Source organism: Pseudonocardia sp. 2-7 (assembly GCF_056341085.1).
The window spans coordinates 287,292-312,782 of the sequence record NZ_CP094507.1; the positions used below are offsets into that span (position 1 = coordinate 287,292).

Below are 25,491 nucleotides of genomic sequence, written 5' to 3' on the forward strand. Positions count from 1 at the left end.
TCCGCATCTGCGGGTATGTTCGGCCCGATTATCGGCGTTGTGCGGATCTCAGTGGGTTCCGTGGGTCACATCGCCGAGCGCATCACGACCACTGCCCTCTCGTTACGCTCTCCAACGGACTCCGCCGGCCGCTCCCCCCCGGGCCACGGAGCGAAGGAGAGGAAAACGATGTCTGCCCCGACACGTGCACGCACCGAACGCCGCGATGTCAGCCGTCGCCGATTCCTCGGCTACCTGGTCGCCGCACCCACCCTCGTCGTCGCGGCGGAGGTCGGCCGCCAGCAGCTGTTCGCCCCGCCGGGGGCCTCGGCCGCCGCGATCCCGTCGCCGCCCCAGGTGGCCGACGCCTACGACTTTCTCGACGCCGTCCGCGACTCCTCCCGGCCGACCTCGGCCCTGATCCGGGTGGAGGTGAACCGGGACGGCACGGTGTCGTTCCAGCTCCCGCGGTCGGACAACGGGCAGGGGATCATCACCTCGACCGCGATGATCATCGCCGAGGAGATGGACCTCGACCCGGACCAGGTGACGGTCACCTTGGCCGACTCGCGTCCCGAGCTGGTCTTCAACCAGCTCACCGGTGGCTCCAGCACGACGTTCTCGACCTACACCCCGATCCGGGTCGCCGCGGCGATCGCGAAGGGCCGGCTGCTCGACGCGGCCGCCGCCCTCCTCCAGCAGGACGTGGGCACCCTCACCAGCCGCGCGGGGCTCATCACCGGCGCCGGGGGCAGCGCGATCCCGTTCGGGGAGCTCACCGAGGCCGCGGCCGTCGACGCCACCCGCTCGGTGGAGGTGGTGCTCAAGCCGCGCGAGGAGTTCACGGTCATCGGGACCGACCGGCGCAACGCGCAGGCCCGCGACATCGTCACCGGCCGCAAGCAGTTCATCGCCGACATGAAGATCCCCGACGCGCTGCCGACGGTGATCTGCCGCGGCCCGAACCTGAACTGCGCCCCGGTCTCGGTCGCCAACGCCGACGAGGTGCGCTCCATGCCGGGCGTCACCGACGTCGTCGAGTGCGCCACCGGCGTCGCCGTGCGGGCACACACCTACGGTCAGGCCGTCGACGGTGCGAACGCGCTGCGCGTGCGCTGGGACGCGGGCACCGTCGAGGGCGAGAACGACGAGTCCGTGCTGCAGAAGGTACGGGCGGCCGAGCTGCCGCTGGCGGTCCCGTCGGTGCCGGGGGAGACCGTCGAGGGCGACTTCACCTTCTACTTCCGCAGCAGCTCGGCCCTGGAGACCAACACCGCGATCGCCGACGTCCGGGACGGCCGGTGCGAGATCTGGACCTCGCTGAAGCTCCCGATCACCGTGCAGCACGACATCGCCGAGCAGCTCGGGCTGCCGGTCAACGCGGTCACCATCCACATCGTCCCGGGCGGCGGCTCGTTCGGCCGTCGCCTCTTCGGCGACGCGGCCAAGGAGGCCGCCGAGATCTCCCAGAAGCTCGGCAAGCCGGTCAAGCTGATCTGGTCGCGCGCCGACGACTCCCGCCAGGGCCGGGTGCACCCGATGGCGACCTCCCGGATCCGGGCGGTCGTCGCCGGCGAGTCCGTCGTCAGCTTCGAGCAGCGGCACACCGGTGTCAGCTGCGACTTCGGGCACGGCTTCGGTGACGCCGTCACCGCGGCCGCCGCGAAGGCGCCGCTGGGCCAGGTCTCGGTCGCGGAGGCGCTCTGGGAGCTGACCCAGGCCACGCCCTACGACTTCGGCGCCCAGACCCGGGTGCTCAACGAGGTCGACATGCGGTTCAACACCGGCTCGATGCGCAACGTGTACTCGCCCGACGTCTGCACCGCGCGCGACCTGATCGTCGACCGTATCGCGGAGAAGATGGGCAAGGACTCGTACGAGTTCCGCCGCGAGTTCCTCCGCAACGACGCGATGCGCGCCGTGCTCGACAAGGTCGCGGAGGAGGGCGACTGGGGCCGGTCGATGCCCGACGGCACGGCGCAGGGGATCGGGTTCCACGTCGAGTACAAGGGCTTCGCCGCCTGCCTGGTCGAGATCGACTGCCGCCCGCAGACCGTGGACCGTAAGGTCCGCCAGGCGCGGACCGGCCCGCGGGTGACCAAGGCGGTCTTCGCCGTCGACGGCGGTCTGGTCATCAACCCGCTCGGCTTCAAGGCCCAGATCATGGGCGGGATCAACGACGCGATCGCGATGACGCTGACCTCAAGCCTGCACCTGGTCGACGGTCACTTCCTCGAGGCGAGCTGGGACAACTACTTCTACACCCGGCAGTGGAACACCCCGCTCGACCTGCAGGTCCACCTGGTCGACAACGGCCGGCCGGAGCCCGGTGGGGCCGGCGAGTTCGGCGTCGCCCCGACCTGCGGGGCGATCGCGAACGCCTACGCGCGCGCCACCGGCCGGGTGCCGGACCACTTCCCGATCCTGCACAACGAGCCGCTGCCGTTCGAGCCGTATCCGACCGTGCCGCCGATCCCGCCGTCGCCGACCAACGGCCTCGACTTCGTCCGCTGAGGAGACTGACATGCCTTCCCACACCTTCACGGTCAACGGCGAGAAGGTCACCGTCGACGTCGAGGACGACGTCCGGGTCCTGTGGGTCCTGCGTGACCTGCTCGGGGTGACCGGTCCGAAGTACGGCTGCGGGATCAACGTCTGCAAGGCCTGCACCAGTCACATCAACGGCAAGGCGTTCAACCCCTGCTCGGTGCCGGTCGGCGCCATCTCCGAGTCCGACGAGATCACCACCATCGAGGGGATCGCGAAGGGTGAGGAGCTGCACCCGATGCAGCAGGCCTGGATCGACAACGACGTCGCCCAGTGTGGCTACTGCCAGCCCGGTCAGATCATGGCCGCTATCGACCTGGTCAAGCGGTGTGCGGCCGAGGGCCGTTCGATCGACGACGACGCCCTGGACGAGATCCGCAACATCTGCCGGTGTGGCACCTACAACCGCATCCGCGAGGCGATCAAGGCCGGCGCCGACAACATGTGACGACCATGCGGCGTGCTCCGTACGCCGTACCGCGCTGGGCCGTTAGTGTGAACGGCCTGCTCCCCAACCGAAGGACGGATTCGATGAAGAACCGGATGCGCCGCTCACTGATCGCCGTCGGCGCCCTCGGCGCCGTGGCGTTCCCGCTGGCCGGCATCGCCGCGGCCGACGAGGACCGCGACCACGGCTACCCGAGCACCCAGAGCCCGACGCAGGGCCTCGACGCCGTGCTCGAGACCTCCGACACGTTCGGCTACAGCTTCCTCGACGCCGCGGACACGTTCTCGCCGAACAACCGGCCGGACGGAGTCAACGGCACCGACACCGAGTTCCCGCAGGCCGACCCCCGCTTCGTCGAGGGTCCCGTCGGTGGGCTGCTGAAGGACGGACCCTTCGAGTAAGGGGCTCCCAGGCGGCGGGGCCGGCACCTCTCAGGAGGTCCGGCCCCGTCGTCGTCCCCCGCCTCAGTGCAGGACCTTCAGCCCCACCACTCCCGCGACGATCGCGAGCAGGCACAGCAGCCGCGCCGTCGTCGCCGGCTCGCCGAGTGCGGCCATGCCGTAGAGCGCGGTGCCGACCGCACCGATGCCGACCCACACGGCGTACGCGGTGCCGACCGGCAGGTCGCGCAACGCCAGGGCCAGCCCGCCCATGCTCAGGGCCAGCGCGCCCGCGAACAGCAGCGACGGGCCGAGCCTGCTGAAGCCGCGGCTCTGCGACAGCGCCGCGGCCCACACCGTCTCCAGCACACCGGAGACCACGAGGTAGATCCAGGCCATGACGAGCTCCTCCCGGAAGGATGCGTCGTCTTGGCGTTCCGGGTACGGCGCGTCTCGTCCGGGGAGCCGCCGGGTGGGCGGTCCGGCACCAGGATGGCGGACCGCCGGGCCCGGGTCGAGTGATGGTGACCGGTCGGACCGCCCCCTACCCTTCTCGGGTGCGCCTGCTCGCCGTCCTCGCGGGGTTGTGCCTGGTGACCGGCGGGATCGTGCTGCTGCCGTCCTGGCTGGAGCGGGTGCTGCCCGATCAGGGTGACCAGCCGTACGTGTACCACCTTCCGCCCGGGGCCCCCGAGCCACCTGGTCCGGACCTGACCTGGCCGATCCTGGGAGTCGTGCTGGTCGGCATCGGCCTGGTCTGCGGGGGCGCGGCGCTGCTGTGGCTGGTGTTCCGGCTGATCGCCCGGCTGCGCTGAGGCCCGAGCCGCATCGATCCCGCTACCGTCGTCGCATGCTGGTCGTCGGCTCGGTCGTCCTGCGCGTCACCGACCTCGCACGACAGGTCCGGTTCTGGACCGAGGCGCTCGGCTACGAGGCGCGCACCCCCGCGGACGACGACTTCGTGCTCCTCCGCCCGGGCGACGGCCGCCCCGGCCCGAACCTCTCGCTCGACGTCGCCCCGTCCGAGCGGGTCCTGCCGCCGCGTATCCACCTGGACCTCTACGCCGACGACCAGCAGGCCGAGGTCCGGCGCCTGGTCGCCCTCGGCGCGCAGGAGGTCCCGTGGACCAACCGGCCGGCCGACGCCGACTACGTGATCATGCAGGACCCCGAGGGCAACCGGTTCTGCGTCGTCGACGGTGGGGACCGGCCGGCACCGCCCCGGCGCTGATCGGGAACGGGCTCGACACCGGAGGCCGGCCGGCGGACGCTTCCGCCGTGGACCATCGACTCCTCGCGTTCGCCGCCGCCGCGGCGGTCGTCATCGTCGTCCCCGGACCCAGCGTCGTGTTCACCGTCGGCCGCGCGCTCGCGGCCGGCCGGTCCGCCGCGCTGGCGACGGTCGTCGGCAACGCCGTCGGCGTCTTCCTGCAGGTGGTCGCGGTGGCGGTGGGCCTCGGGCACCTCGTCGCACAGTCCGCCGTGGCGTTCACCGTCCTGAAGCTGGTGGGTGCCGCCTACCTGGTGTTCCTGGGGATCACGGCGTTCCGGCACCGGCACGACGTCGTCCGCGCGATGCAGCGCTCGGGCGGTGACGCCCGGCAGGTGGGTCCGGCCCGCAGCGTCGTCGACGGTCTGGTGGTCGGCGTGCTGAACCCCAAGTCCGTCGTCTTCTTCGTCGCGTTCCTGCCCCACTTCGTCGACGCCCGCGGGCCGGTCGCCACGCAGATCCTGCTGCTGGGGGCGTTCTTCGTCGCCATCGGTCTGGTGCTCGACAGCGTGTGGGCCCTCGCCGCCGGATCGGCCCGGGCCTGGTTCGCGTCGTCGCCGAGGCGGATCGCGGCCGTCGGCGGTGCCGGTGGGCTCGCGATGATCGGGCTCGGCGTCGGGGTGGCGGCGACGGGGTCGTCGCAGTAGCCGGGACCATGACCACAGGGCGAGGTGGACCGGCGTCCGGCCGGTGGATCGCACCGCTCGGGTGACCCGGGACGGGCTAGACCATCCGTGCGGGTGACCACCAGGAGATGCTGCGCCACAACCACTCCGCGGGCCCGTACCGGAAGCGCCGCAGCCACCGGCGGCTCGCGACGACCTGGACCACCAGGATCCCGGCGGCGAGCGGGAGCAGGGCGCGGTACCCGCCCGGGCCGGAGAACGCCGGGGCCGTGGTCAGCAGCACGACCAGCAGCGTCGCCGTGAGGTAGTTCGTCAGCGCGAGTCGGCCGAGCGGGGCGAGCACGGACGACACCCACGGCCCGACCCGGGACGCCGTCAGCAGCACCAGTGCGCTCGCGTACCCGACGGCCATGACGAGCCCGGCGGTCGAGGACACCCGGTCGAACCCGCTGTGCTCGATCGTGTCGACCTGGATGCTCAGCAGCGGCACCGCGACGACGACGGCCCCGACCAGCACGGCCGTCCACACGGCCCGGTTCGGCGCCGCCATCCGGTGGTGCAGGCCGTAGCGGGCGGCGGCGAGACCGAGCAGGAACAGCCCGGGCACGAGGAGGAGCCCGCCGCTGGTGAACGCGAGCGCCACGCCCGTCGCGACCGCGCCGCCGAGTGCGATCACCGGCCGCGGCAGCCAGGAGGCCGGCAGGAGGACGACGACGCCGACGATCGCGTACGGGAGCAGCGCCTCACCGGGCTGCAGGAGATGGTGCGCGGCGCCGAGCACGCCGAGCACGAGCAGCCGGCGGAGCAGCACGAGCCGTGGCCGGGTGGTCCGCCGGGCGGCCCCGTCCAGGAACAGGGCGGTGCCGAGCCCGAACAGGAACGAGAACAGCGGGAAGAAGCGCTGGTGCGCGGTGAGCTCCAGCCACTGCGGCAGGGTGCCGCTCCAGGACCCCGTGGCGGGCGGCAGCCCGGCGATCGCGGGCATGTTGACGAGCAGGATCCCGCACAGGGCCAGCCCGCGGAGGGCGTCGAGGGCGTCGACCCGGCCGGGCGCGGTGGTCGTCGGATCCGGGGGAACGCTCACGTCTGTTCGCTGCACCGGTTCAGCGTGGCGGCCGTGCAGAGCTCGCGGATCGGCCCGGAGGCCGGTTCCGCCTGCGGGGCGTCGTACTTTCGGCCGGGACCGTGGAATGCCAGGCTCGGGCGATGTCCGCATCCCGTGTCGCGCTCCTGCGGTGGCAGTTCGACCTGACGTGGGCCCTGTTCGAGTACCACCTCGACCGGCTCGACGACCACGAGACCCTGTGGCGGCCGGCGCGCGTCTGCTGGACGGTGCACCCGTCCGGCGACGGGACGTGGCGGCCCGACTGGGCGGACTCCGAACCCGACCCGGTCCCCGTCCCGACGATCGCGTGGGTCACCTGGCACATCGACTGGTGGTGGTCGGTGACGCTGGATCACCTCCGCGGCCGGACCCCGCGGGACCGCACCGACGTGGTGTGGCCGGGCGACGCCGCATCGACCGTCGCCCGGATGCGCGCGCTGCGTGACGAGTGGGCGGACGTCCTGGACGGGCTGTCCGACGACGACCTCGCCGCGGAGGCCCCGTTCCCGTGGCAGGGGGATCCGGAGATGACGGTCGGCCACACCCTGGCCTGGGTGAACACCGAGCTGGCGAAGAACGTCGCGGAGGTCGGGCAGCTGCGGCTGGTACGCGCGGCCGGTCGCTGAGCGGACCCGGGAACGACGAACGCCGGGCCACCCGCGAGGGTGTGCCCGGCGTTCCGCCTTCCTGCTGGCGGAGGATAGGGGATTTGAACCCCTGAGGGATTGCTCCCAACACGCTTTCCAAGCGTGCGCCCTAGGCCACTAGGCGAATCCTCCGCGAAAGAGGTTACGCGACGCCCTCGGTGATCCGACGCGGCCCCCTCGCCGCCCGACGGCGCCGTCCGTGGCACACTGTCCGTGGACCCCGTGCGGCGTCCATCCTGTGAACTCCCCCAGGGCCGGAAGGCAGCAAGGGTCAACAGGCTCTGGCGGGTGCGCGGGGTCCCCTTCTGTCTCCGAGCGGGTCCCCGGAGTGTCGGACCCCCTGGGTAGCCTTCCCCTCGTGGCTCTGGCTCTGTACCGCAAGTACCGCCCGGCCAAGCTGGCCGACGTCGTGGGGCAGGAGCACGTCACCGAGCCCCTGGCCACCGCCCTCACCGCGGGGCGGATCAACCACGCGTATCTGTTCTCGGGGCCGCGGGGCTGCGGCAAGACGTCCTCGGCCCGCATCCTGGCGCGTTCGCTGAACTGCGAGCAGGGGCCGACCCCGGATCCCTGCGGCGTCTGCAACTCGTGCATCGCGCTCGCCCCCGAGGGGTCGGGCAGCATCGACGTCGTCGAGCTCGACGCGGCGTCGCACGGTGGTGTCGAGGACGCGCGCGAGCTGCGTGACCGGGCGTTCTACGCGCCCGCCGAGTCGCGCTACCGCGTGTTCGTCGTCGACGAGGCGCACATGGTCACCACCCAGGGCTTCAACGCGCTGCTCAAGATCGTCGAGGAGCCCCCGGAGCACCTGGTCTTCGTGTTCGCGACGACGGAGCCGGAGAAGGTGCTCCCGACGATCCGGTCGCGGACCCACCACTACCCGTTCCGGCTGATCCCGCCCGGCACGATGCGCGCGCTGCTGGAGAAGATCTGCGGCGAGGAGCAGGTGACCGTCGCGCCGCCGGTGTTCCCGCTGGTCATCCGGGCCGGGGGCGGTTCGGCCCGAGACACGCTGTCGGTGCTGGACCAGCTGCTCGCCGGCGCCGGGCCGCAGGGTGTGACCTACGAGCGCGCGGTCGCGCTGCTCGGGGTGACCGACTCCGGCCTGATCGACGACACCGTGGACGCGCTCGCCGCGGCCGACGGCGCGGCCGTCTACGGCGCGGTGGACCGGCTCGTCGAGGCCGGGCACGACCCCCGTCGCTTCGCCTCGGACCTGCTGCAGCGCTTCCGCGACCTGATGCTCGTGCAGGCCGTGCCGGACGCCGCCGAGCAGGGACTGGTCGACGGCGCCGCGGACGAGCTGTCCCGGATGGCCGACCAGGCCGCCCGGCTCGGCCCGGCCACCCTCACCCGCTACGGCGAGATCCTGCACCAGGGTCTGATCGAGATGCGCGGGGCGACGGCCCCGCGGCTGCTGCTGGAGCTGCTGGTCTCGCGGATGCTGCTCCCGGCGGCCACGACCTCCGACGGCGGGCTGCTCGAACGTCTGGAGCGCATCGAGCGGCGCAACGCGATCGCGCCCGGCCCCGCCGGCCCGGCCGACGACGGCGGCGCCGCCAAGCGGTTCGTCCGGCCCAGCGAGCGCCCGGCCACCCCGGAGCCGACCGGCGGCGCACCGTCGCGTTCCGCGGAACGCGAGGCAGGGGCGCCGACGGCCGTGCCCGCCCCGGCACCGCCGCGGCCCGCCGAGCCCGTCCCGTCACCCACCGCCCCGTCACCCGCCGTCCCGGAGCCGGCGGGGACCGGGTCGGAGGCGGGCGCGGCGCGTTCCGCGGAACGCGACGACGGCCGGGCCACGGCCACCGCTGCCGCCCCGGCCGCAGCCCCCGGCGCGCACCAGGGCGACGGCCCCCATGACCGGGGCGGCGACGCCCACGACCGGGGCGGCGAGCCCTCCGGTCGTGGCCCCGCGTCCGCGGATGCCGGGAACCGTCCGGCGGGCGCCACGGCGCCCCACGCCGAGGCCGCGACCGGACCACGCGGGCCGGGCGGCGCCGCGACGGAGGCGGCGTCCTCGGGCAGCCTCGCTGCTCCCTCCGCCGGTGCGGAGTCCGGGGCGGAGCGTTCCGCGGAGCGCGCTCCGGCGACCGCCGGCCCGGCCCCGGTGGACGGCCCGGCTGCCGACCGACCTGCTGCAGGGGGTCCGGGTACGGACGGCCCGGCCGCAGAGGGGCGGCAGGCGGACGGTCGCCGGGCGGACGGGCCGGGAGCGGGCGGGACCGAGGAGCCCACTGCGCAGGAGGCCCCGGCCCGTCGTCCCGCCCCGCCCCGCGACGGCGCCCCCGCCGACGCCGTACCGCCGGAGTCGGCACAGCCGGTGTCGTCGGCGTCGTCGCTGGACGCGACGGCGGTCCGCCGGGTCTGGCCGGAGATCCTCGCCGCTGTCCGTCAGCGCAGCCGCAGCACCGAGGCGCTGCTGGTCAACGCCACCGTCCGGGCGGTCGACGGCGACACCCTGGTCCTCGCGATCGGTGCCCCGCCGCTGGCCCGGCGGCTGTCCGAGGCGCGCAACACCGACGTGATCGCCGATGCGCTGCGCGCCGTCCTCGGGGTCCAGTGGCGGGTCCACTGCGACACCGGGGAGGCCGCGACCGCGCGTCGCGCCGCCACACCGGAACGCGCGCAGCGGGCGGTGCCGCAGCGCCCCTCCCAGCGCGACGCCCCGCAGCGCGAGCAGGGCGGGCGGCCCACCCGCCGTCCCGCGGGGGACCCCGACGTCCCGCTGCCGCCGGAGCCGCCGCCGGAGGACGCACCGCCGGACCCTCGTGATGCCGGACCGCAGGGGGGCGACGGTCCGGGCGCACGACCCGCCCCGGTACGGAACCAGGCCGCCGAGGAGGAGGACATGCTCGCCGAGGCCGCGGCCGAGGCGGCGTCGCCGGGCGCCCGTCGGGACCCCGAGGCCGCCGCGCTGGAGATCCTCACCTCGCACCTGGGGGCCCGCGCGATCGACCCGCGCTGACCCCCGGCCCGGACGGGTGGTGGCCGGGGCGCAGGTGGTCAGCGGCGCAGCTGTGCCAGCACCGCAGCGGCCACCGCCGCCGCGATCCGGTCCCGCCCGGCGGGGTCGGTGAGCACGGCGGCGTCGCCGGCGTTGCGCATGTTGCCCGCCTCCACCAGCGCGGTCGGCACGGTCGAGGTGTTCAGGCCGGCCAGGTCCTCGCGGCCGTCGAGCCCGTCGCGGCCGATGTAACCGGCCGGGGCGAACCCGGCCGAGCGGAGCGCGTCTCGCAGCCCGGTGGCCAGGCGCAGCGACGCCGGTCTGGTCCCGTGCACCGCGGGCTCCGCGTACGCGACGTGGAACCCGCGGGCCGAGGCCGCCGCGCCGTCCGCGTGCAGCGACACGGCCAGCGCCGCACCGGCCCGGCCGCCCGCCGCACCGCGGGCGTCGACGCAGGGGCCGACGCCGTCGTCGTCGGAGCGGGTGAGCACCACCCGCACACCGGCGGCCTCCAGCCGGGACCGCACCCGCCCGGCCAGGTCCCAGGTGAAGGTGTGCTCGGCGTAGCCGGCGTTCGTGGAGGTGCCGGTCGTGTTGCACGGTTTGGTCCCGCCGCGCCCGTCGGGGACCGGCCGGTTCACCGCGGCAGGGTCCGCGGCGTTGCCGCCGTTGTGCCCGGGGTCGAGCAGCACGACGGGGGCGGGGACCGGCGCCGGGGTGGTGGGCAGCGAACGGGTCGTCGCGGCCGGTACCGGGGTCGCGTCGACCGAGGGCGGAGCCGGTGCCGCTGCGCCGCAGCCGGCGCACAGCAGCGCGACGACGGCCGGGAGGACGGCTGTGGCGGAACGGATCAGGGCGCGCACGGTCGGTCAGCCTGACACGTCTACCCTGGGAGAAGGACACGTCCGCGCCGGTCGCGCCGGGGAAGCCCCCGATCGCGCGAGCCGGACCCGACAGCGAGGGGTACGCGTGCAACCCGGTCAGCCCGACATGCAGATGATCCTGCAGCAGGCCCAGAAGATGCAGCAGCAGCTCCAGCAGGCCCAGGCCGAGCTCGCGACCGCCGAGGTCACCGGCCAGGCCGGGAACGGGCTGGTCGAGGTCACCGTCACCGCGGGCCTGGAGCCGCGCTCGGTGCGGATCGACCCGAAGGTCGTGGACCCCGAGGACGTCGAGACCCTGCAGGACCTCGTCGCCGGCGCGCTCGCCGACGCGGTCCGCCGTGCGCAGGAGCTGCAGCAGGAGAAGATGGGTCCGCTCGCCGGCGGTCTCGACATGGGCGGCCTGGGCCTCCCGGGCGCCTGAGGTGTTCGAAGGACCGGTCCAGGACCTGATCGACGAGCTGGGGCGCCTGCCCGGGGTCGGTCCGAAGAGCGCCCAGCGCATCGCGTTCCACCTGCTCGCCGCGGACCCGGCCGACATCAACCGGCTCCAGGAGGTCCTGCAGACGGTCAAGCAGGGCGTCGCATTCTGCGACGTGTGCGGCAACGTCGCGTCGGACACCCGCTGCCGCTACTGCTCCGACGCGCGACGCGACCCGACGCTGGTGTGCGTGGTCGAGGAGCCCAAGGACGTCCTGGCCGTCGAGCGGACCCGGGAGTTCAAGGGGCGCTACCACGTGCTCGGCGGTGCGCTCGACCCGCTGGCCGGGATCGGCCCGGACACGCTGCGGATCCGCGAGCTGCTCGCCCGCCTCGGTGGCACCGGTCCGGCGACCGACGAGACCGAGATCTCCGAGGTCATCATCGCGACCGACCCCAACACAGAGGGCGAGGCGACCGCGACCTACCTGGTCCGGCTGCTGCGCGACTTCCCGGGCCTGAGCGTCACGCGGCTCGCGTCCGGCCTGCCGATGGGCGGCGACCTGGAGTTCGCCGACGAGATGACGCTCGGCCGCGCGCTCGCCGGCCGGCGGGCCCTCTAGCCCCCGGACACAGAACGGGCCGGTCCGTCCAGGGCGCGTCGCCCCGGCCGTGACCGGCCACCCGGCGCAGCAACCCCCCGCCGCTGCGCCGTCCTTCCTTCCCGGTGGGTCCCGAGAGCGGTGTCAGTCGGAATCCTCGTCGCCCCACGCGTCCACGTGGTGCGGCCGGCCGTGGAGCTGGCGCTGCCTGCGCTCCCACTCCCGGCGTCGCTGCTCGGCGATCCGGCGCCACGCCTCGCTCTGGCGCCGCTCGGTCACCCCGATCACGATCGCCGAGACGACCAGCGTGGCCAGCCCGGCCAGGGCCACCACCACCAGCGCGATCACGGCGACCACTGCCCGGTACGGTCGCTGTGGTGCGTGCCTGTGTGCGGCACCTGCGTCCTGCGGATCATGTCAATCTCCCTTCGTGTGTCGCGGTCGGTCCGTGGTCCCCGGTCGCCACGATCGGTGTGTCCGCCGTCACGTCCGGGTGACTCCAGGATGCACGACGACACGCGTCCGTGCAATTGCAGGCACAGGGAATTGCACAGAACTGTAGATTGCACGGCGGGGCCACGGAGGGAGCGCGAGGTGGAGCAGGAGCCGACCGGCGCGCGACGACGGCTGGGCGCCGAACTGCGCAGGCTGCGCGTCAACGCCGGTCTGAAGCTGGAGGACGCCGCGGGTGGCGTGGGCTGCTCGACGTCGAAGATCAGCAGGCTGGAGAACGGCAAGGGGGTGCCGCGCCCGGCCGACGTCGCCGCGCTGGTCGAGGTCTACGGCGGAGTCGCCGGGGTCGAGGCGGAGATGCTCGAGCGGCTCGTCACCGAGAGCCGCACCCGCGGCTGGTGGGAGCCGTTCACCGAGGGCCTGCGCAGTGACCCGCACTTCCTGCCGTCGCCGGGGCGCTACGCCGCCGCCGAGTCCGACGCGACCGCCGTCGCCGCGTTCGACCTGACCGTGCTGCACGGGCTGCTCCAGACGCCCGCCTACGCACACGCCGCGCTGCGTGCCCGGCTCCCGGGGCGCCCGGACTGGGAGATCGACCAGCTCGTGCGGCTGCGCGGACGTCGCCACGAGGCGCTCACCGCGACGCCGCCACTGGTGCTCGACGCCGTCGTCGACGAGGCCGTGCTCACCCGCGCGACCGGCGGCCCCGCGGTGATGGCCGAGCAGCTCGACCGGCTGCTCACGCTGTCGGGCCTGCCCGACGTGACGCTGCGCGTGCTCCCGTTCGGCGCCGGGCCGCAGCGGGCGCACGCCGGCCGCTTCGCGATCCTGACCGTCCCCGACGAGCTCGGCCCCGACGTCGTCCACACCGAGGGGCACGCGGGGGAGTCGTTCCTGGAGTCGCCCGCCGACCTGCGCACCTACCGCGAGGTCTTCGACGAGGTCCGGGCCGCCGCGCTCGGCGAGGACGCCTCGCGGGCCGCGGTGTCGGCCCACCGGGACGCGCACCGGTCGGCCGTCGACGACGGCCCGGACGAACGGGACGTGCGTACCAGTTCGTAGCACTATCGTGACGCAAGGGTCTACCGGTTGGTAACGGACCGCTATAGGTTTCCCCGTCATCAGGTGTCCGCACGCACACATCGGGTGGACGCCTCTGCCGACGAGGGGACCGGAATGCGCAGACGGTGGATGACGGCGGTCATGGCGGGCGTGCTCGCAGTGGGCATGACCGCCTGCGCGAGCTCGGAGCGCGGAGCGGGTGGCGACGCCGCCGGGGGGACGTTCGTGTTCGGCGCCGCGGGTGCGCCGAAGAACTTCGACCCGATCTTCAACGACGACGGCGAGAGCTTCCGCCCGGCCCGGCAGATGTTCGACACGCTGATCACCTACAAGCCCGGGACCACCGAGCTCGAGCCCGGCCTGGCCACCGAGTGGACGTCCACGCCGGACGGCAAGACCTGGACGTTCACCCTCCGCGAGGGCGTCACGTTCCACGACGGCACGCCGCTCGACGCGACCGCGGTCTGTGCGAACTTCGACCGCTGGTTCACCATGAAGGGCGCCGCGGCGCAGAGCCAGATGATCTACTACGGCGACGTCTTCGAGGGCTTCGCCAAGAACGAGGGCGACGCCTCGGGCGCCCCGCTGTACAAGTCCTGCACGGCGCAGAGCCCGAACACCGCCGTCCTGGCGCTGAACAAGTTCAAGGGCGCGTTCCCGGCCGCCTTCGGCCTCACGTCGTTCTCGATCTCCAGCCCGGCGGCGCTCAAGCAGTACGACGCCGACGCCGTCACCCAGAGTGGTGACTCCTTCACCTACCCCGCCTATGCGAACGAGCACCCGACGGGCACCGGGCCCGTTCAAGTTCGAGAGCTTCGACAAGGCGAACAACACGATCACCCTGGTCCGCAACGACCAGTACTGGGGCGAGAAGGCGAAGCTCGACCGGCTCATCTTCAAGATCATCCCCGACGAGAACGCCCGTAAGCAGGAGCTGGCCGCCGGCACCATCGACGGCTACGACTACCCGTCCCCGGCGGACTACCAGACCCTGAAGGACCAGGGTGACCAGGTGCTGATCCGCCAGCCGTTCTCGCTGCTCTACATGGGCATCAACACCAAGAACAACCCGAAGCTCAAGGACCTGCGGGTCCGCCAGGCGCTCGCGTACGCCATCGACCGCGAGTCGCTGGTCCGCACCAAGATGCCCGAGGGCTCCGCGGTCGCGAAGGAGTTCGTGCCGCCGACCGTCGCGGGCTACGCCGACGACGTCACCCAGTACCCGTACGACCCGGAGAAGGCCAAGCAGCTGCTCGCCGAGGCCGGCGCGCAGAACCTGACGCTGAACTTCTACTACCCGACCGAGATCACCCGGCCCTACATGCCGAACCCGGCGGACCTGTTCTCGGCGATGTCGGCGAACCTGAAGGCCGTCGGCATCACGGTCAACCCGGTCGCGCGGCCGTGGAACGGCGGCTACAAGGACGACGTCCAGAAGGCGGGCAAGCACGACCTGCACATGCTCGGCTGGACCGGCGACTACAACGACGCCGGCAACTTCGTCGGCACGTTCTTCGGCCGGGAGAAGGCCGAGTTCGGGCCGCAGGACCCGGCGATGTTCGCCGAGCTGGCCAAGGCCGACTCCATCCCGGACCCGGCCGGTCACGCCGCCGCGTACCAGCAGGCGAACAAGGACATCATGGCCAAGTACCTGCCGGCCGTGCCGATCCTGACCACCGGCCCGGCGATCGTCGTCGGACCGGACGTGCAGGGCGTGATCCCGTCGCCGCTGACCGACGAGCGCTTCGTCTCCGTCAGCAAGAACTGACCGTGCCCCGGGCGCCGCGGAGACCCCGCGGCGCCCGGTCGCGTGTCCCGCCTCCCACCACTGAGGACATCCACGCATGCTGCGCTTCGTCGCGCGCCGCCTGCTCCAGGTCGTCCCGACGCTGCTCATCCTGTCCGTGCTGTTGTTCGCCTGGCTGCGCTCGCTGCCCGGCGGACCGGCCGGTGCGCTGCTCGGAGACAAGGCGACCCCGGAGTCGATCGCGGCACTGAACAAGACGCTGGGCCTGGACCAGCCCATCCCGATCCAGTACCTGCACTACCTCGGCCGGGCGCTGACCGGCGACTTCGGCGCCTCGCTGGTCACCGGTGACCCGGTGATCACCGAGCTCGGCCGCGCGCTGCCGGGGACGATCGAGCTGTCCCTGTCGGCCCTGCTGCTCGCCGTCGCCCTCGGGATCCCGCTGGGCTACCTCGCGGCCCGCCACCGCGGCGGGATCTGGGACAACCTGACCATCGTCGGGACCCTGGTCGGCGTCGCCGTGCCGGTGTTCTTCCTCGGTTACGTGCTCAAGCAGTTCCTGGCCGTCGACCTCGGCCTGTTCCCGCCGTCCGGACTGCAGTCGACCGGCATCGACGCCACCTCGGTCACCGGGTTCCCCACCCTCGACGGCCTGCTGACCCGCGAGTTCGACGCCAGCTGGGACTCGCTGCTGCACCTCGTGCTGCCCGCCGTCACCCTCGCCACGATCCCGCTCGCCGTCATCGTGCGGATCACCCGGGCCTCGGTGCTCGACGTGCTGGAGTCCGACTTCGTCCGCACCGCCAACGCCAAGGGGCTCGCGCCGGGCACCGTCCGCGGCCGGCACGTGCTGCGCAACGCGCTGCTGCCGGTCTCGACGACGATCGGTCTGCAGACCGGCCTGCTCCTCGCCGGTGCGGTGCTGACGGAGAAGGTGTTCAACCGGCCCGGCATCGGCACCCTGATCGCCGAGGGCATCGAGCGCCGCGACTACCCGCGGCTGCAGGCCGTGGTGCTGCTCGGCGCACTCATCTACGTGCTGGTCAACCTGCTCGTCGACCTGTCCTACGCCGTGATCGACCCGAGGGTGAGGCTGCGATGAGCGCACCGACCACCTGGGCGCAGCGGCGGAAGGACCGGATCGACGACACCGCCGGCCGCAGTCTGTCCGCGGACGCACTGCGCCGGCTGCGCCGCAGCCCCACCGCGATCGTCGGGGCGGTGATCATCGGGGTGTTCGTGCTGGTCTCGGTGTTCGCGCCGTTGCTGGCCCCGCACGACCCGGCCCAGGCGTTCCCGCAGCTGCTCGACCAGCTGCGCCCCGGCTCGATCCCCGGACCGCAGCCCGGCTTCCTGCTCGGCAGCGACCAGAACGGCCGCGACGAGTTCTCCCGGATGATCCTGGCGTCGCGTCAGACCCTGCTCGTCGGCGTGCTCGCGACCGTGTTCGGGCTCGCGGCGGGCCTGGTCATCGGTGTGCTCGCCGGCGCGTTCGGCGGCTGGATCGACACCGTCCTCATGCGCGTCACCGACGTGCTGCTGTCGATCCCGTCGCTGCTGCTCGCGATCTCGGTCGCGGCGCTGGCCGCCCGGCCCAGCCAGACCACGGTCATCATCGCCGTCGCGCTGGTGAACGTGCCGATCTTCGCGCGGCTGCTGCGCGGGTCGATGCTCGCCCAGCGCGACTCCGACCACGTCCTCGCGGCCACCGCGCTCGGCGTGAAGCGACGGGCGGTCGTGCTGCGGCACATGCTGCCCAACGCGATCGGCCCGGTGATCGTGCAGGCCACGCTGACCCTGGCGACGGCGATCCTCGACGCGGCCGCGCTGTCCTTCCTCGGCCTCGGCGACGCCGACCCGGCCCGCGCCGAGTGGGGCCTGATGCTCGCCTCCGCGCAGCCCTACCTCGACGTCCGGCCCGGGCTGGCGGTCTACCCGGCGATCGCGATCATCGTCGTCGCGCTCGGGTTCACGCTGCTCGGCGAGTCGCTGCGCGAGGCCATCGACCCGAAAGGCCGGAGATGACCACACCTCCGATGAACCCGTTGTTGCAGGTCCAGGACCTGTCCGTGCGCTTCGTCCGCAAAGGCGAGGCCGACGTCGTCGCCGTCGACGGTGTGTCGTTCGACGTCCGCCCCGGCGAGGTCGTCGGCCTGGTCGGCGAGTCCGGCTGCGGCAAGTCCGTGACCTCTCTGGCGATCATGGGACTGCTGCCGGGCCGTACCCCCCGGGTGGGCGGCTCGGTGCTGTTCTCCTCCGGGGACGAGTCCGTCGACCTGCTCACCCTGTCCGACGCCGAGCTGCGCGAGCGGCGCGGCCGCGACATCGGGATGGTCTTCCAGGACCCGCTGTCGTCGCTGAACCCGGTCGTCCCGGTGGGTGTCCAGATCACCGAGGCGCTCACCCGGCACCGCGGGATGAGCAAGGACGAGGCGCGTACGGAGGCCGTCGCCCTGCTGGAGCGGGTCGGCATCCCCGACCCGGCACGACGCGTGTCGGCCTACCCGCACCAGATGTCGGGCGGGATGCGCCAGCGCGCGCTGATCGCGATCGCGCTCGCCTGCCGGCCGAAGCTGCTCATCGCCGACGAGCCGACCACCGCCCTCGACGTCACCATCCAGGCCCAGATCCTGGAGCTGCTGCGCGAACTCGTCGCCGAGACGGGAACGGCACTGATCATGATCACGCACGACCTGGGCGTCGTCGCGGGGCTCTGCGACCGGGTCAACGTCCTCTACGGCGGCCGGGTCGTGGAACGCGCGGAGCGGCACGCCCTGTTCGGGGGCCCGCGCCACCCGTACACCGCGGGGCTCATCCGGTCGATCCCGCGGCTGGACTCCGACCCCGCCGCGGAGCTGCCCGCGATCACCGGGTCGGTGTCGGACAACCTGCCCTGGGACCACGCCTGCGCGTTCGCGCCGCGCTGCCCGCGGGCGCTGGAGACCTGCACCTCGGTCACCCCGGTGGCCGACGACGAGGCGGGCCGGCTGCTGCGCTGCCACAATCCCGAGCCGATCGGAGCGACGGCATGAGCCCCCTGCTGGAGGTCGAGGACCTGCAGGTCCACTTCCCGATCACCCGGGGTGTGCTGGTGCAGCGCACCGTCGGGCACGTCCGGGCCGTCGACGGCGTCTCGCTGCGGATCGAGCGCGGCGAGACCTACGGCCTGGTCGGCGAGTCCGGCTGCGGCAAGTCGACCCTCGGGCGGGCGATCCTCAAGCTCACCGAGCCGACCGCGGGCACGGTGTCCTTCGACGGCACCGACGTCGCCGCGCTGAAGGGGGAGCCGCTGCGCCGGATGCGCCGCCGGTTCCAGATGGTGTTCCAGGACCCGATGTCCAGCCTGGACCCGCGCCAGTCGGTCGGGTCGCTGCTGCGCGAGGGCCTGGCCGCGCACGGGATCGAGGCCGGTCCGGACCGGCTCGCCGAGCTCATGCGCGCGGTGGGGCTGTCGGAGTCCGCGCTGCGCCGCTACCCGCACGAGTTCTCCGGCGGGCAGCGTCAGCGCATCGGGATCGCCCGGGCCCTGTGCGTGGAGCCCGACCTCGTCGTCGCCGACGAGCCGGTCTCGGCGCTGGACGTGTCGGTGCAGGCCCAGGTGCTCAACCTGCTGCGCTCGCTGCAGCGCGAGCTCGGCCTGACCTACCTGGTGATCGCGCACGACCTGGCCGTCGTGCGGCACGTGTCGGACCGGGTCGGGGTGATGTACCTCGGGTCGATCGTGGAGGAGGCGCCCGCCCGCGCGCTCTACGACGGCCCGCTGCACCCCTACACCCGGGCGCTGCTCTCGGCCGTGCCCCAGCCCGACCCGACCGTGGAGGACACCCGCGAGCGGATCCTCCTGTCCGGGGACCTGCCCTCGCCCGCCGCGCCGCCGTCCGGGTGCCGGTTCCACACCCGCTGCCCGTGGCGCCAGGACGACCGGTGCTCCACCGAGCGCCCGCAGCTGCGCGTGCTCGACGGCGACACCTCGGGGCACCGGGTCGCCTGCCACCACGCCGAGGCGATCCGCGACGGACGCATCACCCCGCACGAGGTGACCGCGGAGGAGGCCGACGCCGCCGTCGGTCCGGGCGGCGGCCCGGAGGTCCCCGACCAGCAGATCACCCTCGGCGACGCGATCGGCCGCTGAGCCCCGGGCCCGCGGTGCCCCCAGGGGAACTCTCGTGGCTTAGAGCGCTACGAGGGTGACCCTGGGGGCAGGCGGGGAGGGGTCCGCGGACTCAGCGCAGGGCGCGGTTGATCGCGCTCACGACGCCCTTGAGGCTGGCGCTGGTGATCGAGCTGTCGATCCCGACGCCCCAGAACACCTTCTCCTCGACGGCGCACTCGACGTAGGCCGCGGCGCGGGCGTCGTCACCACCGCCCATCGCGTGCTCGTGGTAGTCGAGCACCCGCACGTCGAAACCGATCCCGGCCAGCGCGTCGACGAACGCCGCGATCGGCCCGTTGCCCGACCCGGCGATCTCGTGCAGGTCGGACTCGACGCGCACGGTCGCGACGATCTCGTCGCGGCCCTCGCCGTCGCTGTGGACGCGGTGGCGCACCAGCTTGAGCGGGGTCTCGCGGCCCAGGTACTCGACGTCGAACGCGTCGCGCATGGCCTTGGGCTCGACCTCGCCGCCCTCGGTGTCGGTGAAGGCCTGGATGACGTGGCTGAACTCGATCTGCAGCCGGCGCGGCAGGTCGAGCTGGTGCTCGGTCTTCATGATGTAGGCGATGCCGCCCTTGCCGGACTGGCTGTTGACCCGGATGACGGCCTCGTAGGTGCGGCCGATGTCCTTCGGGTCCACCGGCAGGTACGGGACCTCCCAGGTGTGGTCGGCGACCGGGTGACCGGCCTCCGCGGCGTCGGCCTCCATCGCGGCGAAGCCCTTGTTGATCGCGTCCTGGTGGGAGCCGGAGAACGCGGTGTAGACCAGGTCGCCGCCCCACGGGTGGCGCTCGTGCACCGGCAGCTGGTTGCAGTACTCGACGGTGCGGCGGATCTCGTCGATGTCGGAGAAGTCGATCTGCGGGTCGACGCCCTGGGTGAACATGTTCATGCCCAGCGCGACCAGGTCGACGTTGCCGGTGCGCTCGCCGTTGCCGAACAGGCAGCCCTCGATCCGGTCGGCGCCGGCCTGGTAGCCCAGCTCGGCGGCGGCGATGCCGGTGCCGCGGTCGTTGTGCGGGTGCAGCGACAGGACCAGCGCGTCGCGGCGGGCCAGGTTGCGGTGCATCCACTCGATGGAGTCCGCGTAGACGTTCGGCGTCGCCATCTCGACCGTCGCCGGCAGGTTGACGATCATCGGGTGCTCGGGCGTCGGCTGCCAGATCGCGCTCACCGCGTTGGTGATCTCGACGGCGTACTCCAGCTCGGTGCCGGTGTAGGACTCCGGGGAGTACTGGAAGGTCCAGTCGGTCGCCGGGTACTTCTCGGCGAACTTGCTGACCTCCTCCGCACCGTCGGTGGCGATCTTGGTGATGCCCGCGCGGTCGGAGCGGAAGACGACCCGGCGCTGCAGGATCGACGTCGAGTTGTAGAGGTGGACGATCGCCGAGTGCGCGCCCTCGCAGGCCTCGAAGGTCCGCTGGATCAGCTCCGGGCGGGCCTGGGTCAGGACCTGGATCTGCACGTCCTCCGGGATCGCGCCCTGCTCGATGATCTCGCGGACGAAGTCGAAGTCGGTCTGGCTCGCCGCCGGGAAGCCGACCTCGATCTGCTTGTAGCCCATGCGTACCAGCAGGTCGAACATGCGCCGCTTCCGCAGCGGGCTCATCGGGTCGATCAGCGCCTGGTTGCCGTCACGCAGGTCGACCGCGCACCACAGCGGCGCGGTGTCGATGACCTTGTCCGGCCAGGTGCGGTCGGGCAGCGAGACCGGCTCGACCAGCTGATGGAAGGGCTTGTACCGGTGGACCGGCATCTGCGAGCCGCGCTGGCGGTTCCAGGCGGGCTGGGCCGCATGAGGCGCACCCTCGGGGGTGCGGACGTTGCTGCGGGCGCGGGCCTCGTAGGCGTCGGGAGAGGTGGTCACGGGAATGCTCCGTCGTCGTGCCGTCGTGGCGACCGGCGGACACGCGAAACCCCGCGACGAGGGGCCGGTCGGTTCAGACCCCGCCGCGGCGGCGAAGGAGCAGGCGCGCCATGCCTCCTACCGTAGACCCGAACCCCCGTTGCGCGGCAAGTCGCCACCCGCACGGTCGAACCCGGCCCCCGAGTCCCGGCTCGCAACGAAGTGATCACAACCAGCGGCGTTTCCCCTCGTTGGAAGGGCAGTGAGGGTGCGGCGGTGCAACCATGACGCCGTCCGTGACGAAGGGGTTTGTGATGGCGGCAACCGTGGGTACGACCGTGCGGCAGGGCATGGGCATCATCGCGACGATCGTGCGGATCGTGGGCCTGGTGATCGTGGCCATCCTGGTCGCGCACATCGTGCTGACCCTGCTCGACGCCAACCCGGCGAACTTCCTCACCGAGTTCGTGTCCTCCTGGGCGGCCCAGCTGAACCTCGGTCTCGGTGACCTGTTCACCCCGTCCCAGCCGAAGATGGCCGTCACGCTGAACTACGGGGTCGCCGCGATCCTGTGGCTGATCATCACCACGGTGGTCGTGCGGCTGCTGCGCCGGGTCTGACACGTCCCCCGCCGGGCGCGGGTGCGGTGGCAGGATGCCGGGACGTACCGGCGCCGCGACGCCGGACCCGTCCGGCCCGGAGGAGCACCACCCATGAGCACTACCCGACCCACCGGCGTCGGGGCCGTCCGGGTGCGGTCGCGGTGACCGTCACGGTCGCCTCGACCGCCCGCGAGCAGGTCGCGGCGCTGCGCGCCCGGGAGATCTCGGCCCGCGAGCTGATGGACCTGCACCTGGCCCGGATCGAGGCCCGCAACCCCGAGCTCAACGCGGTCGTCTCCCTCGACGTGGAGCGCGCGCGGGCGGGTGCCGCCGCCGCCGACGAGCGGCTGGCCTCCGGTGCGCCCGTCGGGCCGCTGCACGGGCTGCCGTTCGCGTTCAAGGACACCCATGCCGTCGCGGGGTGGCGGACGACCTACGGCTCGCCGCTGTTCGCCGACCACGTCCCGGACACCGACGACCTGATCGTCGAGCGCATCCGGGCCGCCGGTGTGGTGCCGATCGGCAAGACCAACGTGCCGGAGTTCGCGGCCGGTTCGCACACGTTCAACCGCGTCTTCGGCACCACGGTCAACCCGCACGACCCGACGCGGTCCGCGGGTGGGTCGTCCGGCGGCGCGGCGTGCGCGCTGGCGGCCGGGATGGTCCCGCTGGCCGAGGGCTCGGACATGGGCGGTTCGCTGCGCAACCCGGCGTCGTTCTGCGGGGTCGTGGGGTTGCGCCCCTCGTGGGGACGGGTGCCGGAGTGGCCGTCGTCGAACATGTGGGAGACCACGTCGACCGGGGGTCCGATGGCCCGCACCACCGACGACGCCGCGCTGCTGCTGTCGGTGCTCGCCGGTCCGGACCCGCGCGCCCCGCACGCCCTGGGCGACCCGGGGGAGACCTTCGCCTCGCCGCTGCGCCCGGTCCCGCTCGCCGGGCTGCGCGTGGCGCTGTCGGCCGACCTCGGTGGCGCGTTCACCGTGGACCGCTCCGTCGCCGCGGTCGTCGAGGCGGCCGGTGACGCACTGGCCGGCGCCGGGGCGGCGGTGTCGGGTACCGCGCCCGACCTGACCGGCGCCGACGAGTGCTTCCGCACCCTGCGCGCCTGGCACTTCCAGGCCCGGTTCGGCATGCAGCTCGCCGTGCACCCGCAGGAGTTCAAGGCCTCGCTGGCCGCGAACATCAGGGCAGGCGAGGCGCTGACCGGCGCTGATGTCGCCGTCGCGTACCAGCGCCGCACGACGCTCGCCCAGCGGATGCGGGAGTTCTTCACCGAGCACGACGTGCTGGTGCTGCCGGTGTCGCAGGTGCCGCCGTTCCCGGCCGACCAGGAGTTCCCGGCCACCGTGGACGGCGTCCCGATGGCCTCCTACCTGGACTGGATGCGTTCGGCGTACCTGATCACCGTGACCGGCTGCCCTGCCGTCTCGGTGCCCTTCGGCCGGACCCCCGACGGGCTCCCGGTCGGGGTCCAGCTCGTCGCCCGCCACGGCGCCGACCGCGCCCTGCTGGAGATCGCCGCGGCCGTCGAGCGCTTGGCGCGTCCCGCGGCCTGAAGGGTCCTACCCGCGCTCGGCCGGGGCGAGGGTCCGCGGGCCGTCCACCCGGTCCGGGCGTAGCCGGATCCGCCACGCCCCGCACCGGCAGCGCTGGTAGCTCACGACGCCGTCGGAGGTGCGGTGCCGCGACGTCGTCTCCCACTCGTGGTCCAGGGGTGTACTCACGACGACGACGTTGCTGTAATGGGTCAGTGCACATCAACCCTTACGGACGGGATCCGGTGCTCCTCGCCGCCGACCTGGTGAACGCGCCGCCGTCGTCGACCGGGGAGCTCGTCGCGCGCTGTCTCGCCGCCGGGGTGACGCGCGACTGGGACCCGGTCGGCGCCGACCTGCCGACGGTGCTCGACTTCCTGCGCCGGTGGGAGGCGGTCGTCGACGCCGAGCCGGGCGCGGAGCGGGCACGGCTGCTCAACGCCCTGCTCGCCGAGTCGACCGGGCCGCCACGCCTCACCGACCACGACGGCCACTGGCACCTGCACCACCGCGACGACGGTCTGGGCCTGGCCGGTGTGCTGCGCGCCCTGCTCGCGACCGGCACCGCCACCCACCTGGCGACCCGGGGGATGGACCGGCTCGGCCGGTGCTCCGCCGAGGGCTGCACCCGCGTCTACGCCGACGTCTCCCGCAACGGCAGGCAGCGGTACTGCAGCGCACGCTGCGGCAACACCGACGCGGTCCGTCGGCACCGCGGCAGGCAGCAGCCCGTCCGGGCCTGAGCCCCCGGTCCGGGGCCGTACGGCCCGCGCCCATACCCGAGCGGGGGGTCCGCGGGCGAGCCCGTGTGGTCTGGGTCATCGGTGACCGTCCAGATCCTGAAAACGGACGGCGCTCGCCGGTACTGTTCCGTTCCGACCAACGCCGCCGGTGCGTCACCTGCGCATTCCGGCGGTCGAAGAGAGAGCACCCGACGGCTCCCACCGCGGAGCCAGGATTGGAGGTCGGCGTGGCCCTCGTCGTGCAGAAGTACGGCGGTTCGTCGGTCGAGAACGCTGAGCGGATCAAGAAGGTCGCCGAGCGCATCGTCCGTACCCGCAAGGAGGGCCACGATGTCGTCGTCGTCGTGTCCGCCATGGGGGACACCACCGACGAGCTGACCGATCTCGCCGAGCAGATCTCCCCGAAGCCCCCGCTGCGGGAGATGGACATGCTGCTCACCTCCGGTGAGCGGATCTCGAACGCACTCGTCGCGATGGCGATCCACGCCCTCGGCGCGGAGGCCCGGTCGTTCACCGGCTCGCAGGCGGGCATGCTCACCACCTCGAAGCACGGTGACGCCCGCATCACCGAGGTGAACCCGTGGCGGCTGCGTGAGGCCCTGGACGAGGGGCACATCGTGCTCGTCGCCGGCTTCCAGGGCATGAGCGCGGACTCCCGCGACATCACCACGCTGGGCCGCGGCGGCTCGGACACCACCGCCGTCGCGCTCGCGGCCGCGCTGAACGCCGACGTCTGCGAGATCTACTCCGACGTCGACGGCGTCTACACCGCCGACCCGCGGATCGTCTCCAAGGCGAGCCTGCTCGAGACGGTGACCTACGAGGAGATGCTCGAGCTCGCCGCGTCCGGCGCCAAGGTGCTGCACCTGCGCGCCGTCGAGTACGCCCGCCGCTACGGCGTCCCGCTGCGGGTGCGCAGTTCCTACAACGACAAGCCGGGCACCCTGGTCTCCGGCTCGATCGAGGAGATCCCGTTGGAGAATCCGATCATCACCGGCGTCGCCCACGACCGGTCCGAGGGCAAGATCACCGTCACCGGGGTGCCGGACACCCCCGGCATGGCGGCGAAGATCTTCCGCACGGTCGCCGACGCGGAGATCAACATCGACATGGTGCTGCAGAACATCTCCAACGTGTCGGACAAGAAGACCGACATCACCTTCTCGCTGCCCCGCACCGACGGTGACACCGCCGTCGCGGCGCTGGAGCGCGCGAAGGGCGAGATCGGGTTCACCGAGCTGATCTACGACAACGACATCGGCAAGGTGTCCCTGGTCGGCGCGGGCATGCGCAACCACCCCGGCGTCACCGCGAAGTTCTGCGAGGCGCTCTCCGACGCCGGGATCAACATCGAGACCATGAACACCTCGGAGATCCGGATCTCGGTCATCTGCCGCTCCGACCAGCTCGACGACGCGGTGCAGGCGCTGCACGAGGCGTTCGAGCTCGGCGCCGAGGACGACGCGGTGGTCGCCGCCGGAACGGGCCGGTGAGCTGA

The 25,491-nt window shown here is 72.9% G+C and carries 25 protein-coding genes, 1 tRNA gene, 1 other RNA gene, 1 pseudogene and 1 riboswitch; of the genes and pseudogenes, 21 read left to right on the forward strand and 7 right to left on the reverse strand.

Annotated elements, in window-relative coordinates; all coding sequences use genetic code 11:
- Positions 1-168: 168 nt before the first annotated feature.
- The 3 genes from MTO91_RS01460 to MTO91_RS01470 all read left to right on the forward strand — a co-directional run bounded on the left by MTO91_RS01460 (position 169) and on the right by MTO91_RS01470 (position 3,375).
- Positions 169-2,493, forward strand: a complete 2,325-nt coding sequence (locus tag MTO91_RS01460; RefSeq protein WP_476653437.1) for a molybdopterin cofactor-binding domain-containing protein — start codon at positions 169-171, stop codon at positions 2,491-2,493.
- Positions 2,494-2,503: 10 nt separating this feature from the next.
- Complete coding sequence (locus MTO91_RS01465; RefSeq protein WP_073575739.1) at positions 2,504-2,974, forward strand: (2Fe-2S)-binding protein; 471 nt, start codon at positions 2,504-2,506, stop codon at positions 2,972-2,974.
- Between the two features lie 83 nt (positions 2,975-3,057).
- A complete protein-coding gene (locus tag MTO91_RS01470) occupies positions 3,058-3,375 on the forward strand; it encodes a hypothetical protein (RefSeq protein ID WP_405420233.1) in 318 nt (105 codons plus the stop codon).
- A 63-nt stretch (positions 3,376-3,438) separates the two neighbouring features.
- Here the strand turns inward: MTO91_RS01470 and MTO91_RS01475 are convergent, their stop codons facing one another.
- Complete coding sequence (locus MTO91_RS01475; RefSeq protein WP_060713653.1) at positions 3,439-3,753, reverse strand: DMT family transporter; 315 nt, start codon at positions 3,751-3,753, stop codon at positions 3,439-3,441.
- Positions 3,754-3,772: 19 nt separating this feature from the next.
- Positions 3,773-3,839, reverse strand: a riboswitch (guanidine-III (ykkC-III) riboswitch).
- A 72-nt stretch (positions 3,840-3,911) separates the two neighbouring features.
- On the opposite strand from MTO91_RS01475, the gene MTO91_RS01480 reads away from it, so the two are divergent.
- From MTO91_RS01480 to MTO91_RS01490, 3 genes are read left to right on the forward strand one after another with little or no spacing between them, the layout of a single operon-like run.
- The gene (locus tag MTO91_RS01480; RefSeq protein ID WP_405420231.1) at positions 3,912-4,169 is read left to right on the forward strand and encodes a hypothetical protein; all 258 of its coding nucleotides are present in this window, start codon (positions 3,912-3,914) and stop codon (positions 4,167-4,169) included.
- A gap of 35 nt (positions 4,170-4,204) precedes the next feature.
- Positions 4,205-4,585, forward strand: a complete 381-nt coding sequence (locus MTO91_RS01485; RefSeq protein WP_405420228.1) for a VOC family protein — start codon at positions 4,205-4,207, stop codon at positions 4,583-4,585.
- Between the two features lie 47 nt (positions 4,586-4,632).
- Positions 4,633-5,271 (forward strand): LysE family translocator, encoded by a 639-nt coding sequence (locus tag MTO91_RS01490; RefSeq protein WP_405420225.1) that lies wholly within the window; start codon positions 4,633-4,635, stop codon positions 5,269-5,271.
- A gap of 76 nt (positions 5,272-5,347) precedes the next feature.
- Here MTO91_RS01490 and MTO91_RS01495 read toward each other — a convergent pair whose 3' ends face one another.
- Complete coding sequence (locus MTO91_RS01495) at positions 5,348-6,334, reverse strand: DUF418 domain-containing protein (RefSeq protein WP_346106376.1); 987 nt, start codon at positions 6,332-6,334, stop codon at positions 5,348-5,350.
- Between the two features lie 122 nt (positions 6,335-6,456).
- Here MTO91_RS01495 and MTO91_RS01500 point away from each other — a divergent pair, with 122 nt between their 5' ends.
- Positions 6,457-6,981 (forward strand): DinB family protein, encoded by a 525-nt coding sequence (locus tag MTO91_RS01500; protein WP_253069279.1) that lies wholly within the window; start codon positions 6,457-6,459, stop codon positions 6,979-6,981.
- Positions 6,982-7,046: 65 nt separating this feature from the next.
- Here MTO91_RS01500 and MTO91_RS01505 read toward each other — a convergent pair.
- Positions 7,047-7,134 (reverse strand) — tRNA-Ser (locus MTO91_RS01505).
- Positions 7,135-7,214: 80 nt separating this feature from the next.
- Here MTO91_RS01505 and ffs point away from each other — a divergent pair.
- Both ffs and MTO91_RS01515 read left to right on the forward strand, forming a co-directional pair.
- An RNA gene (ffs, locus tag MTO91_RS01510) (signal recognition particle sRNA small type) lies at positions 7,215-7,309 on the forward strand.
- A 51-nt stretch (positions 7,310-7,360) separates the two neighbouring features.
- Positions 7,361-9,967 (forward strand): DNA polymerase III subunit gamma and tau, encoded by a 2,607-nt coding sequence (locus tag MTO91_RS01515; protein ID WP_476653441.1) that lies wholly within the window; start codon positions 7,361-7,363, stop codon positions 9,965-9,967.
- Positions 9,968-10,005: 38 nt separating this feature from the next.
- On the opposite strand, the gene MTO91_RS01520 is transcribed toward MTO91_RS01515, so the two are convergent.
- Positions 10,006-10,809: an N-acetylmuramoyl-L-alanine amidase gene (locus tag MTO91_RS01520; RefSeq protein WP_405420220.1), complete on the reverse strand. Its 804-nt coding sequence runs from the start codon at positions 10,807-10,809 to the stop codon at positions 10,006-10,008.
- Between the two features lie 127 nt (positions 10,810-10,936).
- Between MTO91_RS01520 and MTO91_RS01525 the strand changes: the two genes are divergently transcribed.
- Positions 10,937-11,251, forward strand: coding sequence for a YbaB/EbfC family nucleoid-associated protein (locus tag MTO91_RS01525; RefSeq protein ID WP_060713646.1), 315 nt, complete (start codon positions 10,937-10,939; stop codon positions 11,249-11,251).
- Position 11,252: 1 nt separating this feature from the next.
- On the forward strand, positions 11,253-11,870 hold the full coding sequence (gene recR, locus MTO91_RS01530) for a recombination mediator RecR (RefSeq protein ID WP_062399547.1): 618 nt from the start codon (positions 11,253-11,255) through the stop codon (positions 11,868-11,870).
- Positions 11,871-11,993: 123 nt separating this feature from the next.
- Here recR and MTO91_RS01535 read toward each other — a convergent pair whose 3' ends face one another.
- Positions 11,994-12,206, reverse strand: coding sequence for a hypothetical protein (locus MTO91_RS01535; protein ID WP_405420217.1), 213 nt, complete (start codon positions 12,204-12,206; stop codon positions 11,994-11,996).
- Between the two features lie 237 nt (positions 12,207-12,443).
- Between MTO91_RS01535 and MTO91_RS01540 the strand changes: the two genes are divergently transcribed.
- From MTO91_RS01540 to MTO91_RS01565, 6 genes and pseudogenes are all read left to right on the forward strand, one after another.
- Complete coding sequence (locus tag MTO91_RS01540) at positions 12,444-13,364, forward strand: helix-turn-helix domain-containing protein (protein WP_476653443.1); 921 nt, start codon at positions 12,444-12,446, stop codon at positions 13,362-13,364.
- Between the two features lie 129 nt (positions 13,365-13,493).
- Positions 13,494-15,132, forward strand: a pseudogene (locus tag MTO91_RS01545) (ABC transporter substrate-binding protein).
- Between the two features lie 76 nt (positions 15,133-15,208).
- Entirely contained in the window at positions 15,209-16,213 is a 1,005-nt protein-coding gene (locus MTO91_RS01550; protein WP_062399555.1) for an ABC transporter permease, read from the forward strand.
- Positions 16,210-17,136, forward strand: coding sequence for an ABC transporter permease (locus MTO91_RS01555; protein WP_062399557.1), 927 nt, complete (start codon positions 16,210-16,212; stop codon positions 17,134-17,136). Before MTO91_RS01550 ends, MTO91_RS01555 begins: the two co-directional genes overlap by 4 nt.
- Positions 17,133-18,143, forward strand: a complete 1,011-nt coding sequence (locus MTO91_RS01560) for an ABC transporter ATP-binding protein (RefSeq protein WP_476653445.1) — start codon at positions 17,133-17,135, stop codon at positions 18,141-18,143. Before MTO91_RS01555 ends, MTO91_RS01560 begins: the two co-directional genes overlap by 4 nt.
- Entirely contained in the window at positions 18,140-19,243 is a 1,104-nt protein-coding gene (locus MTO91_RS01565; protein WP_476653447.1) for an ABC transporter ATP-binding protein, read from the forward strand. The genes MTO91_RS01560 and MTO91_RS01565 overlap by 4 nt, the downstream gene beginning before the upstream one ends.
- A 91-nt stretch (positions 19,244-19,334) precedes the next feature.
- Here MTO91_RS01565 and leuA read toward each other — a convergent pair whose 3' ends face one another.
- Positions 19,335-21,131, reverse strand: a complete 1,797-nt coding sequence (gene leuA, locus MTO91_RS01570; RefSeq protein ID WP_357438631.1) for a 2-isopropylmalate synthase — start codon at positions 21,129-21,131, stop codon at positions 19,335-19,337.
- Between the two features lie 293 nt (positions 21,132-21,424).
- Here leuA and MTO91_RS01575 point away from each other — a divergent pair, with 293 nt between their 5' ends.
- Together MTO91_RS01575 and MTO91_RS01580 are read left to right on the forward strand one after the other, a co-directional pair.
- Positions 21,425-21,730, forward strand: a complete 306-nt coding sequence (locus MTO91_RS01575) for a hypothetical protein (RefSeq protein WP_073575761.1) — start codon at positions 21,425-21,427, stop codon at positions 21,728-21,730.
- Positions 21,731-21,873: 143 nt separating this feature from the next.
- Positions 21,874-23,271, forward strand: coding sequence for an amidase (locus tag MTO91_RS01580; RefSeq protein ID WP_405420203.1), 1,398 nt, complete (start codon positions 21,874-21,876; stop codon positions 23,269-23,271).
- Positions 23,272-23,277: 6 nt separating this feature from the next.
- On the opposite strand, the gene MTO91_RS01585 is transcribed toward MTO91_RS01580, so the two are convergent.
- Complete coding sequence (locus MTO91_RS01585) at positions 23,278-23,439, reverse strand: hypothetical protein (protein ID WP_167379067.1); 162 nt, start codon at positions 23,437-23,439, stop codon at positions 23,278-23,280.
- 56 nt (positions 23,440-23,495) lie between these two features.
- Here MTO91_RS01585 and MTO91_RS01590 point away from each other — a divergent pair, with 56 nt between their 5' ends.
- Both MTO91_RS01590 and MTO91_RS01595 read left to right on the forward strand, forming a co-directional pair.
- Positions 23,496-23,993: a CGNR zinc finger domain-containing protein gene (locus MTO91_RS01590; RefSeq protein WP_476653449.1), complete on the forward strand. Its 498-nt coding sequence runs from the start codon at positions 23,496-23,498 to the stop codon at positions 23,991-23,993.
- Between the two features lie 227 nt (positions 23,994-24,220).
- Entirely contained in the window at positions 24,221-25,486 is a 1,266-nt protein-coding gene (locus MTO91_RS01595; RefSeq protein ID WP_073575765.1) for an aspartate kinase, read from the forward strand.
- The last annotated feature ends 5 nt before the right edge of the window (positions 25,487-25,491 follow it).